The sequence below is a fragment of the Janthinobacterium sp. YR213 genome (assembly GCF_900099875.1).
Taxonomy (GTDB): domain Bacteria; phylum Pseudomonadota; class Gammaproteobacteria; order Burkholderiales; family Burkholderiaceae_D; genus Janthinobacterium; species Janthinobacterium lividum.
The window spans coordinates 47693-61180 of sequence record NZ_FNDA01000009.1 but is presented as its reverse complement, the minus strand read 5'-3'; the positions used below and the strand labels follow the sequence as shown (position 1 = coordinate 61180).

At 65.7% G+C, this 13488-nt stretch carries 12 protein-coding genes; 3 read left to right on the top strand and 9 right to left on the bottom strand.

Annotated elements, in window-relative coordinates; all coding sequences use genetic code 11:
• Nucleotides 1–10 precede the first annotated feature (10 nt).
• From BLT98_RS27730 to BLT98_RS27705, 6 genes are all read right to left on the bottom strand, one after another.
• Nucleotides 11–640, bottom strand: coding sequence for a Rossmann-fold NAD(P)-binding domain-containing protein (locus BLT98_RS27730; protein ID WP_092613472.1), 630 nt, complete (start codon nucleotides 638–640; stop codon nucleotides 11–13).
• A 58-nt stretch (nucleotides 641–698) separates the two neighbouring features.
• A complete protein-coding gene (locus tag BLT98_RS27725) occupies nucleotides 699–1082 on the bottom strand; it encodes a nuclear transport factor 2 family protein (RefSeq protein ID WP_070256481.1) in 384 nt (127 codons plus the stop codon).
• 29 nt (nucleotides 1083–1111) lie between these two features.
• Nucleotides 1112–2212, bottom strand: coding sequence for an alkene reductase (locus BLT98_RS27720; protein WP_092613470.1), 1101 nt, complete (start codon nucleotides 2210–2212; stop codon nucleotides 1112–1114).
• A gap of 75 nt (nucleotides 2213–2287) precedes the next feature.
• On the bottom strand, nucleotides 2288–2881 hold the full coding sequence (locus BLT98_RS27715) for a TetR/AcrR family transcriptional regulator (protein WP_211615130.1): 594 nt from the start codon (nucleotides 2879–2881) through the stop codon (nucleotides 2288–2290).
• 59 nt (nucleotides 2882–2940) lie between these two features.
• Nucleotides 2941–4221: an arsenic transporter gene (locus BLT98_RS27710; protein WP_092613468.1), complete on the bottom strand. Its 1281-nt coding sequence runs from the start codon at nucleotides 4219–4221 to the stop codon at nucleotides 2941–2943.
• 118 nt (nucleotides 4222–4339) lie between these two features.
• Nucleotides 4340–5986 (bottom strand): DUF4394 domain-containing protein, encoded by a 1647-nt coding sequence (locus BLT98_RS27705; RefSeq protein WP_092613466.1) that lies wholly within the window; start codon nucleotides 5984–5986, stop codon nucleotides 4340–4342.
• 194 nt (nucleotides 5987–6180) lie between these two features.
• Here BLT98_RS27705 and BLT98_RS27700 point away from each other — a divergent pair, with 194 nt between their 5' ends.
• The 3 genes from BLT98_RS27700 to BLT98_RS27690 are packed head-to-tail and all read left to right on the top strand — an operon-like array spanning nucleotide 6181 to nucleotide 7621.
• Nucleotides 6181–6453 (top strand): 7(1) septoil knot domain-containing protein, encoded by a 273-nt coding sequence (locus BLT98_RS27700; protein ID WP_092613656.1) that lies wholly within the window; start codon nucleotides 6181–6183, stop codon nucleotides 6451–6453.
• A 42-nt stretch (nucleotides 6454–6495) separates the two neighbouring features.
• Nucleotides 6496–7065 carry an Hcp family type VI secretion system effector gene (locus BLT98_RS27695; RefSeq protein WP_092613464.1) on the top strand — a complete coding sequence of 190 codons (570 nt, stop codon included), beginning with the start codon at nucleotides 6496–6498 and terminating at the stop codon, nucleotides 7063–7065.
• Between the two features lie 16 nt (nucleotides 7066–7081).
• Complete coding sequence (locus tag BLT98_RS27690) at nucleotides 7082–7621, top strand: contractile injection system tape measure protein (RefSeq protein ID WP_092613462.1); 540 nt, start codon at nucleotides 7082–7084, stop codon at nucleotides 7619–7621.
• Nucleotides 7622–7665: 44 nt separating this feature from the next.
• Here the strand turns inward: BLT98_RS27690 and BLT98_RS27685 are convergent, their stop codons facing one another.
• From BLT98_RS27685 to BLT98_RS27675, 3 genes are read right to left on the bottom strand one after another with little or no spacing between them, the layout of a single operon-like run.
• Entirely contained in the window at nucleotides 7666–9051 is a 1386-nt protein-coding gene (locus BLT98_RS27685; RefSeq protein ID WP_092613461.1) for an efflux transporter outer membrane subunit, read from the bottom strand.
• Entirely contained in the window at nucleotides 9051–12197 is a 3147-nt protein-coding gene (locus BLT98_RS27680; RefSeq protein ID WP_092613459.1) for an efflux RND transporter permease subunit, read from the bottom strand. The genes BLT98_RS27685 and BLT98_RS27680 overlap by 1 nt, the downstream gene beginning before the upstream one ends.
• A 26-nt stretch (nucleotides 12198–12223) precedes the next feature.
• Entirely contained in the window at nucleotides 12224–13387 is a 1164-nt protein-coding gene (locus BLT98_RS27675) for an efflux RND transporter periplasmic adaptor subunit (protein ID WP_092613457.1), read from the bottom strand.
• Nucleotides 13388–13488: the final 101 nt, after the last annotated feature.

The following is a 13488-nucleotide window of genomic DNA, read 5'->3' as shown; positions in this document are numbered from 1 at the left end:
GGGGGCGCGTTCACAAAAGGTGCTCGGACGTCACCATGTGCACGCCCGGCGCGGCGGCAATCGCCGCTTCCAGCAAGGCGCTGGCGATACGCGGCGCGGGATTGATGCGCCAGCGGCGCGGCAGCACGGGAGCCAGCACGCGCAGGATGCGCAAGGCGGCGCCCTCGCCCGCCCGCGCCTCCTCGCGTTCGCCGCCGATCAGGCCCGGCCGCACGTGCGTGAGCGATCTGAAACCCAGCGCTTCCAGGTCGCGTTCCAGCTCGCCCTTGACGCGGTTATAGAAGAAACGCGAGGCCGCGTCGGCGCCGGCGGCGGAATTGAGCGCATACGTGGGCGTGCCGGCCGCCAGCGCCAGCCGCGCCGCGGCCAGCGGATAGCCATGGTCGACCCGCCGGAAGGCCTGCCGCGTGCCCGCCACCTTCATGGTCGTGCCAAGTGTGCAGATGACGGCATCGGCCTGCCACCAGGGCGCATCCGCCGGCAAGCGGTCGAAATCGACAAGGGGCGCGTCCAGCTTGGGATGCGCCGGCAAGGCTTTGCGCACGGGCGCGACGATGGCCGTGACGCGCGAGTCACTCAGCGCCAGGCGCAGCACTTCGCGGCCCACCAGGCCCGTGGAGCCTATCAGTATCAGTTTCATTGCTTCTCCCCGCATGCTGGACGCCACACGATACAGCATCGGGCGCCCAGCCAGTGCATCAGGCGCCCGCGTGCGTGTGATAGATCTTGCTGACGATGGTCCACTCGCCCTGCACCTTGAGCAAATTGAAAAAGTCGGTAAAGCGGAAACCCGAGATATCGTCCGTATCGACGCGCGCGCTGGCCGCCGTGCCCACGATGTCGACGCGCACGATGGCCGCCTTCGCCTGCGGCGATGGCCGGAAGGCGCTGTCGATGATCTCGAACAGGCCTTCAATGGGCCCGCCCGTCAGTTTATCGCCGCCATCGACGCCGAAAATGGTGGCCTGGCTGCTGAAAGCCGGACGCATGATGCTGCTGTCGGCCTGCGCGCCGCCCGCATTGTATTGATTCAGCACGGCGACAATCGCCTGGTAATCCTGCACATACGTGGTGTTGTTCATGTTGCGCTCCTTGGGTGGGTGAAGAGAAATCAGAACTGGCTGACGGGCCAGTCGGTGTAGCCGTTGGCGCCACCGCCGTAATACGCCTCGCGCGGCGCCACGGCCAGCGCCACGCCATGGCGCAGTCGCGCCACCAGATCCGGGTTGGCGATGAAGGGACGGCCAAACGCCACCGCATCGACCTTGCCTTGCGCGCGGCGCGCCTGCGCCAGCGGCAAGTCATAGTGGTTGTTGCCGATGTACGGGCCGTTGAACAGCGCCCGCAGCGCATCGAGGTCGACGCCATCGGGCACATCGCGCGAGGTGGCCGTGGCGCCCTCGACGAAGTGCAGATACGCCAGTCCATGCCGGTTCAACTGTTCGATCAGGTAGCCATAGGTGGCCATCACGTCGCTGTCGATCGGCGTGTTGCCCGCGTCTGGCGTGACGGGAGACAGGCGGATGCCGACCCGCGCCGCGCCCCACACTTTCACTACGGCGTGCGTCACTTCGAGCGTCAGCCGCGCGCGGTTTTCGATGCTGCCGCCATAAGCGTCCGTGCGCCGGTTGGTCGAGTCGCGCAAGAACTGGTCGAGCAGGTAGCTGTTGGCCGAATGCACTTCGACGCCATCGAAACCGGCGCGCAGCGCGCATGCGGCCGCATGCGCATACTGCGCGACGACGCCGGCGATTTCCCCCGTTGCCAGCGCGCGCGGCATGGACACGGGCTGCATGCCGCTGGCGGTGTAGGTGCTGCCCTCGGCGCGGATGGCGGATGGCGCGACGGGCGCGGCGCCATCGGGCTGCAGGCTGGCATGCGAAAACCGTCCCACATGCCACAGCTGGCAAACGATCTTGCCGCCGGCCGCATGCACGGCATCGGTGACCAGCTTCCAGCCGGCCACCTGCTCATCCGTCCATATCCCCGGGGTCAGGGCATAGCCGCGGCCCTGGGCCGAAATATTCGTCGCTTCGCTGATGATCAGGCCGGCGCTGGCGCGCTGGGCGTAATACTCGGCGTGCAAGGCGTTCGGCACGCCATCGTCGCCCATGCGGCTGCGCGTGAGCGGCGCCATGACGATGCGGTTGGCCAATGCCAGCGCGCCCAGATCGACCGGGGAAAATAAATCGCTTTCATGCTGTTCGGTCATCGTATTGCTTTCATGTTAAGTCAGAAAAAACCGGACATAACTGACCGGTCGTCTAGTTAATGATCAAAAAAACGGCTACGACAGCAGCTGTTGCGTGGTCGCCATGGCAGCGTCGAACGGTCCGCCGCTCCTGGCCACCTTGACCATCAGGGACGCGCCCAGCCACAACTGGTAAAGGGATTCGGCCAGCACGCGCGCCGGCGCCGGCGTCGTCGCCGCCGCCACGGAACCGTCGAGATGGCCCGCTTCCACGCACTGCGTCAGGCGGTCCAGGATGGCGCCCGTACCGTGCTGCAGCACGGCGCCCATGTCCACGGACAAGTCGCACACTTCAGCGCCCAGCTTGACCACCAGGCACTTTCCTTCCGGCGCGCTGCTGGCCTGCGTCGCGCGCCAGTAGTCAAAATAGGCCAGCAAACGCTCGCGGGCATTGCCAGGCCCCGCCAGCAAGGCGTCGACCGTCTGTAGATAGGTGGTGAAATAGTCATCGAGCAAGGCTTGGCCAAACTCTTCCTTCGACTTGAAGTAATAATAGAAGGAACCTTTCGGCACGCCGGCCGCCGCCACCAGTTCGGCCAGGCCCACGGCCGTATAGCCCTTCTCGGCCATCAAAGCCTTGGCGATGTCGATCAGGTGCTGGCGCATGTCGGCGGAGGATTTTTTGCTCATGCAGCCAGTATAGCAAAAAATCTGACCGGTCGTCTAGTGAACTATCTTCCCCTCTGACATCACCCCAGGCGCAACGCCAGCGCGGCCAGGGTCACCAGCAGCACGGGCACGGTCAGCACGATGCCGACGCGGAAATAGTATCCCCAGGAAATGTGGATGTTCTTGCTGTCGAGCACATGCAACCACAGCAAGGTGGCCAGGCTGCCGATGGGCGTGATCTTCGGGCCCAGGTCGCTGCCGATGACGTTCGCGTAGATCATCGCCTCGCGCACGGCCCCCTGCGCCGTCGTCGGGTCGATGGCCAGCGCACCGACGAGCACCGTCGGCAGGTTGTTCATCACGGACGACAGCAAGGCCGTCAGCACGCCCGTGCCCATGGCCGCGCCCCACACGCCGTACTGCGCAAAGTGGTTCAGCATGTCCGTCAGGTAAGCCGTCAAACCCGCATTGCGCAAGCCGTACACGACCAGGTACATGCCCAGCGAAAAGACGACGATGTGCCACGGCGCATGGCGCAGCACGTGGCGCGTGGAAATCACGTGGCCCTTGCCGGCCACGCCCAGCAACAGCGCGGCGCCCACGGCGGCGATCAGGCTGATGGGCACGCCCAGGTGTTCTTGCGAGAAGAATCCCACCAGCAGCAGCGCCAGCACCAGCCAGCCAGCGCGGAAGGTGCCCAGGTCGCGGATGGCGGCGTCCGGGCGCTTCAGCTGCGCCACTGCATAGTCGCGGGGAATATCCCGGTGAAAAAAGAGCAGCAAGGCCCCCAGGGTGGCGCCCACGGCGACGACGTTGACGGGCACCATCACGGACGCATATTCGGCAAAGCCGATCTTGAAGAAATCGGCCGAGACGATATTCACCAGGTTCGACACCACCAGCGGCAGGCTGGCCGTGTCGGCGATGAAGCCGGCCGCCATCACGTAGGCCAGCGTGGCCTTGGCGGAAAACTTCAGCGCCCGCAGCATGGCGATGACGATGGGCGTCAGGATCAGCGCGGCGCCGTCATTGGCGAACACGGCGGAAACGAGCGCGCCCAGCAAGACCAGCAGCACGAACAGTTTTCGTCCGCTGCCCCCGCCCCAGCGCGCCACGTGCAGCGCGGCCCATTCGAAGAAGCCGGCCGCGTCCAGCAGCAGGCTGATGATGATCACGGCGATGAAGGTGCCGGTGGCGTTCCACACGATATGCCAGACGACGGGGATGTCGCCCCAGTGGATCACGCCGGCCAGCAAGGCGACACAGGCGCCGATGACGGCGCTCCAGCCGATGCCCAGGCCGCGCGGCTGCCAGATGACGAGGGTTAATGTAGCAAGAAAGATCAGGAAAGCGGTGAGCATGCGGTGAGGTCCCGTTCGATGCGGCGTCGCGGGCACCATGCGCCGCAGCCTGCGTATATCAACAATATTTCCATAATACTGGAATTATTGAATCAAAGCAAAGCTGCGGCGCATTTTCTTACTTGAGCGCGATGGCGATATCCACCAGCCCCACCGTGCCGTTGCCGATGGCGGACGCCGCCGGCGTGGCCGCGCCGCCACTCAACACCGCCGCGCCCGTTGCCAGGTCGATGCGGTACAGGGAACTGGGGCCCGTGGCCGACGTGCGCAAGGCCGCCAAGGCCAGGCCATTCGCGCCGCCCGCGATATCGAAGCCCACGTCGCCCGCCGCCGCCACGCCCAGCAGCCCCACGTTGACGAGGGTACCGTCATTTGGCGGATTTTGCAGGGCGAGGCTGGCGCTGGCCGTGTCGATATCGAACAGCATGGTGGCCGTCGTGCCGGCAAAGCTGTTGCTGTAGGCCGCCGCCGTCACGGCCGGCGTCGCCCCTGCCCGGTTGACGGCGCCATCGGTGGTGGTGGCGCCCGTATCGACATTGATGCGCAAGCTTTGCCCCGTGTTGCCGATCACGCGCAGGCGGTCGGCGACGGGATTGAAGTCCACGCCAAAGGCTGTGCCGGCAATGGCCGTGTAGGGCGCGGTGGCGTCCGCCGCATCGGCGGCCAGCGTCGCCTTGACGCTGGCCGCGCCAGTGGCCGGATCGATGGTGACGATGCGCCCCGCCGAGGAAATCCCGTACAGCAGGCCATCCTTGGGACGGATGTCAAAACCCAGCAAGCGTTCGCCCGCAGCCAGGCCCGTGACGGCCACATTGGCGTCCAGGGTGTTCGGCGTGGCCGTCTTGAAGGTGACGATGCGGGCGTCGTCCGTCAAGCCATAGGCGATGGGCGCGGCCGGCGCTTTCAAGGCGATGCCGCGCAATTCTTCCGTCACGCCGATGGCCGCCACCAGGGCCGCCGGGGCGGTGGTCGCGGCCAGGTTCAGGGTGTACAGGTTGCGCACGCCGGCCACCGTCATGACGGCGTAGCCCGTATTCGTGCGCGCATCGATGTCGAAACCGGCCACGCCGGTCGCCGCCACGCCCAGCGGCACGGCACTGGCCAGGGTGCCGTTGTTGGGCGGATTTTGCGTGTACAGGGTGGCGTTGGCAGCGTCAATGACAAATAAAGTGGTGCTGGCCGTGCCGGCGAAGCTGTTGGTATAGGCGGCGGCCGTGATGGCGGTGCTGGCCACGCCGCCGTTGATGTTGCCATCCGTCGTGGTCGCGCCCGTATCGACATTGATGCGCAGGCTTTGCCCCGTGTTGCTGACGATGCGCAGGCGGTCGGCCACCGGGTTGAAATCGACGCCGAATTCCGTGCCGGCCAGTGCCGTGTACGGCGCCGTGGTGTCGCCGGCATCGGCCGCCAGGGTGGCTTTCACGGTGGCAGCGCCCGTCACGCCATTCAGGTTGTAGATGCGCCCCGTGCTGCCGACGCCATACAGCTGGCCATCGGCGGGACGGACATCGATGCCCAGCAGGTTTTCGCCGGTTTGCAAACCCGTCACGGTGGCCGTGGTGCGGATGGTGGCTGGCGTGGCGCGGTCGAACGACAGCAACTTGTTGCTGGCGGTGAGCACGAAGACATCGCCGGCCACCACCACGGGCGGCGGTGGCGTGACGACGACATCATCATGGTCATCGCCGCCGCAAGCGGCGAGCGACATGGCGACGGCGGAAACAAGCAGCAGCTTGGCAAATGGCAAGGTCGGTAGTATCGGCATGATCGTGGCCCCTGAAAGAGTGGAAGTGCCGCTCGTGCCGCCGTTGCGGTGAGCGCACCCCTGTACTACGCGCCGGGCCGGCGTTTGGATGCAGTGGCACAAAAAAAGTTATTTCGGCTCGATTTATGGTTGTGTTTAGGCAACTTTTTCGGTGTATAGTCTTGGGCAGGAAAATCAACAACATGGAGCGGACCGTGGCAATCGTGTATCAGACAACAAAGTTGGAGGAAGCGCAGCTGAGCGTGGCACTGGTGGAACGCAGCCAGGCTGACCTGCTGGTGCGCCGCGTGGACAGCATCGGCCAGGCGCAAGGCGACGCCCTGTGGTACATCACCCATGACCGCCAGAGCGCCACCGTCATCGTGCGCTTCACGTCACCGAATACGGCGCAGGTAAAAGTCTGTCTTGTCGACGACGACGGCGAGGAGGGTTGGCAAGGGCGACACCCGCGCAATATCCACCTGTAGCGCATGAAGGCCCGTGTACACTGACTTGAAGGAAGCATCGCCATGGATTTGATCTTGCTGGAACCCGGCAACCCGGAACTCGTGTTCGGCAAGATGCCGGACGGTGGCAGCGCCGGCATCGACGCCATCTGGCGCGATGCCGGCGCCCTGCAGGACTTGGGCCCGTGCATCGAGCTGGTCTCGCTGCACCAGGGCATGAAACAGCAAATGACGACGGACGTCAGCAATTCGGCGCGCACGTCAGGGCGGCCCGTGATCACGGAATTTACCTGCGTCAAATATGTCGACCAGACGTCCATCAAGCTGTATGAACTGTGCCTGCGCGCCGAGCCACTGGGCAGGGGTGCGGCCCAGCCGACCAGGCTGTACATCGCCCGTTATTCGAGCAGCAAGACGGCCAACATCATCACCATTGCCCTGCGCGACGCCCTGATCAGCGAAATCCAGCTGCAAACCCATCCCGACGACATGCCCACCGAGCAGTTCAAGCTGAGCTTTACGGAAATACTCTGGAGCCACAGCGTGCAGCAGGCGGATGGCCAGCCCGGTACCCAGTACACGACAGGCTGGAGCCTGGCGCGCAACCGCCCTATTGGGGCGTTTACAGCGTAACAGACGGGATAAACGCATGAACGACGCTGCAAATTCGCCTGCCATCGCCGGCATCAGGAACGCCGGCCTGGTGCTGCTCCACCCGTTCCTGCCGGCAATGTTCCAGCGGCTGGACTTGCTCGCCACTGGCGGCGATGGCAGGCCGCAGCTGCGCGGCGAACACGGCGCGCACGCCGTTCACTTGCTGCAATACCTGGTCGATGGCAGGAGCGATGCACCGGAGCAGCAATTGCTGCTGAACAAGCTGCTGTGCGGCCTGGAACCGGACTTCCCTGCTCCACCCGTCGCCCTCGGAGAAGAAGAACGGGCCCTGTGCGAACAAGTGCTGGCCGCCGTGATGCGCCATTGGCCAGCGGTGGGACAAACCTCGCCCGAGGGATTGCGCCAGGTCTTTCTGCAGCGCGAAGGCCGACTGCAAAAAGGCGACGGGAAATGCACGCTGGCTGTCGCGCGCAATCCCTTCGATGTACTGCTGAGCCGCTTGCCGTGGAACCTGGCTGCCATCCGGCACCCGTGGATGCCGCAACCGCTGTTGATCGACTGGCCCGGCGCGTAGCCTGGCAAGCCCACGCCCGGCTGGCCGCCACCCCGCAAGGCGGGCTACTCCGCCAGCCCTCCCCCCAACGCCTTGTACAGGGCCACGGACGACTTAAACTGGTCGCGCCGCACGTCGAGCAGGGTTTGCTGGGCAGCATACGACTGGCGCTGCGCGTCGAGCAATTCCAGGCGGCTGTCCTGGCCCGCGTCGTAGCGCAGCTGCGACAGCCGCTGGCGCTGCTGCGCCGCGACCACCACGCGCTGCTGCGCATCGATCTGCTGCGCATACGTGGCGCTGCCGGCCAGCCCGTCGCGCACGTCGCGGAAGGCCGCCTGGATGGCCTGCTCGTATTGCAGCACGGCCACGTCCTTGCGCAGGCGCGACAGTTGCAATTCCGCGCGCAGCTGGCCGCCCTGGAACAGCGGCTGCGTCACTTGCGGCGCGAACGACCAGCTGCGCGCGCTGCCACGGAACAGGTCGCCAAGTTCAGGGCTGGCAAAGCCCAGCGAGGCCGTCAGCGACAGACGGGGGAAGAAGGCGGCGCGGGCGGCGCCGATTTCCGCATTCGCCGCCACCAGCGCGTATTCCGCCTGCAGGATGTCGGGACGGCGCGCCAGCAAGTCCGACGGCAGGCCGGGCGGCAGCTGCGTCAGCACGGGCTGGCCATCGAGCGGCCGGCCCGCCGGCAAGTCCGTTGGCAGCGGCGCGCCCAGCAGCAGTTCCAGACTGTTGCGAGCCAAGGCGCTGGCCCGCTCCCGGGCCTGCACGTCCGCTTCCGCCGTGGCCGCCTGTCCTTCCGCCTGCGCCACGTCCAGGCCGCTGCCCTGCTGCGCGCCGTGCAGGCGCTGCGTCAGGGTCAAAGCCTGGCGCCAGTCAAGCAGGGTTTGCCGCGCCAGCGCCAGCTGCTCCTCGGCCAGCCGCTGTTCCAGGTACGCATCGGCGACGGCGCCGATCAGGGCCATGTGCGCGGCGCGCTGGCCCTGCTGCGTGGCCAGGTAGCGCGCAAACGCCGCGTCCGACAAGGAGCGCAGGCGGCCGAACAGGTCGATCTCGAACGCGCTCATGGCGATGCCGGCAGAAAATTGGCTTTGTACTGCGTGGTTTTGGGTCACCGCGTCGGCGCCGCGCTGGCGCACGCCGCCCGCATTCGCGCCGATGGCCGGATAGCGGCCCGCATCCTGGATCTGGTACTGCGCCCGCACGGCTTCCACGTTAAGGGATGCCACGCGCAAGTCGCGGTTGTTTTCCAGTGCGATGTCGACCAGGCGCTGCAGGCGCGCATCGAGCAGCATCTGGCGCCAGCCCAGGTCGGCCGCAGTGTCGGCCATGCCTGGCGCGGCGACCTCGCCATAGCTGGCCGGTATCGGCGCCGCCGGCTTGGCCAGCGGCGGCGTCAATGAACACGCCGACAACAGCCCGGCGATCGGTAACAGATGAAACCAACGCATTACAACTCCCCTTCCACCGCCTTGACGGCGATGCGATTACTGCGTTTATTGAAATAGCTGCCCATCTTGTCGACGGCGCCCAGCACCACGACAAAGAACACGGGCACGAAAAACACGGCCAGCCCGGTGGCGGTAATCATGCCGCCGAACACGCCCGTGCCGATCGCATGCTGCGTTTCGGCGCTGGCGCCCGTGGCCAGCATCAGCGGCACGACGCCCAGCGCGAAGGCCAAGGACGTCATCAAGATCGGACGCAAACGCAAGCGGGCCGCTTCCACCGTCGCCTCGACCAGTCCCTTGCCCTGCGCCTGCAACTGGCGCGCATATTCGACGATCAGGATCGCATTCTTCGCCGACAGGCCGATGATCGTGATCATGCCCACCTTGAAGAACACATCGTTCGGCATGCCGCGCAACATCACGGCCAGCACGGCGCCCAGCAAGCCCAAAGGCACGACCAGCATCACGGAGACGGGAATGCTCCAGCTTTCATACAGGGCCGCCAGCACGAGGAAGACCACCAGCATCGACAGCGCCATCAGCATGGGCGCTTGCGACGCCGATTCCTTCTCTTGCAGCGACTGCCCCGTCCACGCCAGCGCGAAGCCGGGCGGCAGCTGTTTCACGAGGCGCTCCATTTCCAGCATGGCGTCGCCGCTCGATACGCCCGGCGCCGCGCTGCCCGAAATGCGCGCCGCAGGATAACCCTGGTAGCGCACCAGTTGCAGCGGCGACTCGCTCCACACGGGGCGCACCAGTTCGCCCAAGGCCACCATGCCGCCCGCGTTATTGCGGATGCGCAGGGCCAGCACGTCGTTCAACTGCATGCGCGACGGCGCATCGGCCTGGATGATCACCTGCTGCATGCGGCCCGCATTCGGAAAGTCATTGACATAGGTCGACCCCATGGCCGCCGTCAGCATGTCGGCAATGGCCGTAAACGACACGCCCAGCGCTTCCGCCTTGGTGCGGTCGATATCGAGGCGCACGCTGGCGCCCGGCGGCAAGCCGTCCGGATACACGCCCGCCACCTTGCTGCTTTGCGCGGCCAGGCCCAGCAGCTGGTTCTGCGCCGCCTGCAGGGCAGCGATACCCTGGTTGGCGCGGTCTTGCAAGCGCATGGAAAAGCCGGACGAGTTGCCCAGTTCATCGATGGCGGGCGGCATCAGGCTCATGATCACGCCCTCCTTCGCCTGCGACATGGCTTCCTGCGCCAGCGCCACTTCTTCCTGCGCCGTGGCGCCGTTGCGCTGTTTCCAGTCCTTCAGCATGGTGAACGCCAGGCCCGCGTTCGGTCCCGCGCCGGAAAAGCTGAAGCCGAGGATCGACTGATTCACTTCGATGCCGGGCCGCGTGGCCACGTGCTGCTCGTACAGTTTGACGACATCGAGCGTGCGCTCCATGGTGGCGTCGGACGGCAGCTGGATCGAGGTGATGAAGTAGCCCTGGTCTTCTTCCGGCAAAAAGGCCGAAGGCAGCTGCATGAAGGCCACGCCCAGGGCCGCGACGATGGCGCCATACACGACCATCGAACGGCCCGCGCGTTTGAGCATCGCCACCACGCCCTTTTCATAGCGGGCCGTCATGCGCTCGAACTGGCGGTCAAACCACAGGAAGAAGCCTTTCTTGTCATGGTCGTGCGGACCAATCGGTTTCAACATGGTGGCGCACAGGGCCGGCGTCAGGGTCAGCGCCAAAAAGGCAGAGAACAGGATCGACACGGCCATGGCCAGGGTGAACTGGCGATAGATGGCGCCCACGGAACCGCTGGCCAGCGCCATCGGGATGAACACGGCCGTCAACACCAGGGTGATGCCCACGACGGCACCGGTGATTTCGCGCATGGCCTTCGACGTCGCCTCCTTCGGCGACAAGCCTTCGGTCGCCATCAGGCGCTCGACGGCTTCCACCACGACGATGGCATCGTCGACGATGATGCCGATCGCCAGCACCATGCCGAACATGGTCAGCACGTTGACGGAATAGCCGGCCATCAGCATCACCGTGAAGGTGCCCATCAGGGCAATCGGCGCGACGATGGCGGGAATCAGCGTGTAGCGTATCTTTTGCAGGAACAGGTACATGACGAGGAACACCAGCACCATCGCTTCCAGCAGGGTGACGACGACCTTTTCGATCGATATCTTCACGAACGGCGCCGTATCGAACGGCACCGAATACTTGATCCCGGCCGGCATGGTGTGCGCCAGTTCGGCCATGCGCGCGCGCACGGCGGCCGCCGTCTGCACGGCGTTGGCGCCCGGCGACAGCATGATGGCGGCGCCCGAAGCGGCCTGGCCGTTTTCGCGGATGCTGAAATTGAAGCTTTGCGCGCCCAGCGACACTTTCGCCACGTCGCCGATGGTCACTTTCGAGCCATCCGCGTTCGCGCGCAGCACGATGGCGGCAAATTCGGCCGGCGTTTGCAGTTGGCCCTGCACCGTCAGCGGAATCGTGACGCGCTGGCCGTGCACGGCGGGCGAATCGCCCAGGCGGCCCGGGGCGATCTGCGCATTTTGCTGCGCGATGGCGGCCGTCAGCTCGCCCATGGCGATGTTGTACGACACCAGCTTGGCAGGGTCGACCCAGATCCGCATGGCACGCTCGGAGCCGAACAGCTGCACCTTGCCCACGCCGGGAATGCGGCGCAGTTCTTCCGTCACGTTGCGCGCCAGGTAGTCGCCCAGCGCCACTTCGTCATGCTGGCCATTCTCGGAAATCAGGCTGACGATCATCAGGAAGCCGGACGATGCGGACTCCACCGTCAAGCCATTTTGCCGCACGGCTTGCGGCAGGCGCGGTTCGATGGCTTTCAGGCGGTTTTGCACGTCCACCTGCGCCATTTCCGGGTTCGTTCCCGGCTGGAAGGTGACGGTGATCGAGGCCGAACCCGAGGTATCGGTGGACGACTCGAAATACAGCAGGTGCTTGACGCCCGACAGTTCGCGTTCGATCAGACCCACCACGGAATCGTTCATGGTTTGCGGCGTGGCGCCAGGATAGTTGGCGCTGATGCTGACGCTGGGCGGCGCCACCGAAGGGAAGCGCGCAATCGGCAATTGCGGTATGGCGATCAGTCCGAACAGGACGATGAAGACCGCCACCACCCACGCAAAGACGGGGCGGTTGATGAAAAATTGAGGCATGTCGTTACACTTTCAATATGTACGGGTCAGCGCACGGCGCTGACGGCAGGTGCGGCGGCAACGGCTGCGGCGCGCTTCCATGGCTGCGGTGCGGCGGTGGCGCCCGGCTGCAAGCGTTCCTGGCCTTCGATGACGACGGTTTCGCCAGCCTTCAAGCCGCCGTTGACCACGTACTGGTGGTCGATCACGTCGCCCACGCTGATGGGTTTAAGACTTGCTTTGTTCGTGCCATCGAGCACCCAGGCCTGCGCCTGGCCGCCGCTGCTGTGCAGGACGGCTTGCTGCGGCAGCAGCACGCCATTTGCCTGCACGGCGCGGGCGATGCGGGCGCGCACGAACATGCCCGGCAGCAGCTGGCGCTGCGGATTGTCGACCAGCACGCGGATGACGGCGTCGCCCGTGCCCGCATCGACGCTGATGCCGGAGAACAGGATGCGGCCCGTGACGGGATGCGGCTGGCCATCGGCGCCTAAAATGGTCACGGGCAGCTTGTCGGCGCCGCCGGTGCCGGAGGCTTGCAGCGCGGCCAGCGCGGCGGCCGGCTGGCGCACGTCGACATACACCTTGTCGATCTGCTGGATGCGCGCCATCGGCGTGGCATCGGCCAGGCCCACGAGCGCGCCTTCCGTCACCAGTTCGGAGCCGATGCGCCCGGCAATGGGCGCATCGATGCTGGCAAAGGCCAGGTCCAGGCGGCGGCGCGCCAGGGCCGCGCGCGCCTGGGCCACGGTGGCCACGGCTTGCTCGCGCTGGGCCACGGCATCGTCATATGCCTGGCGGCTGATGGCGTCCGCTTCCACCAGCGGCTTCAACCTGTCGGCCTGGCTGCTGGCGCGGTTCGCCGTGGCCACCGCATGCTGCAGGGCGGCGGCGGCCGAATCGACCTCCGCCTGGAATGGCGCCGGGTTCAGCTGGAACAGCTTCTGCCCCGCTTTCACTTCGGCGCCCTGCTCGAACTGGCGGCGCAGCACGATGCCGCCCACCTGCGGGCGGATGTCGGCCGTGCGGAAAGCGGCCACCCTGCCCGGCAATTCATCGCTGAGCACGACAGGCGCCGCTTGCAGCTTGAGTACAGTAACGGCGGCGGGCGGCGCGGCGCCTTCTTCCGGCGCGGGTTTGGAACAGGCGGCAAGGCTGAGCAGTGCCGCGGCGATCAACATGTTTTTCTTGGTGAGGTGGCTCGGATGCATGGTCTTTCTCTATGGCAGATCCCAACCGGCGGTCCGGTCGACAGATAACAAGAGCATAGAAGGCCAAGATGGATGTTCCGTCAAAGAAATGTGGAGATTCG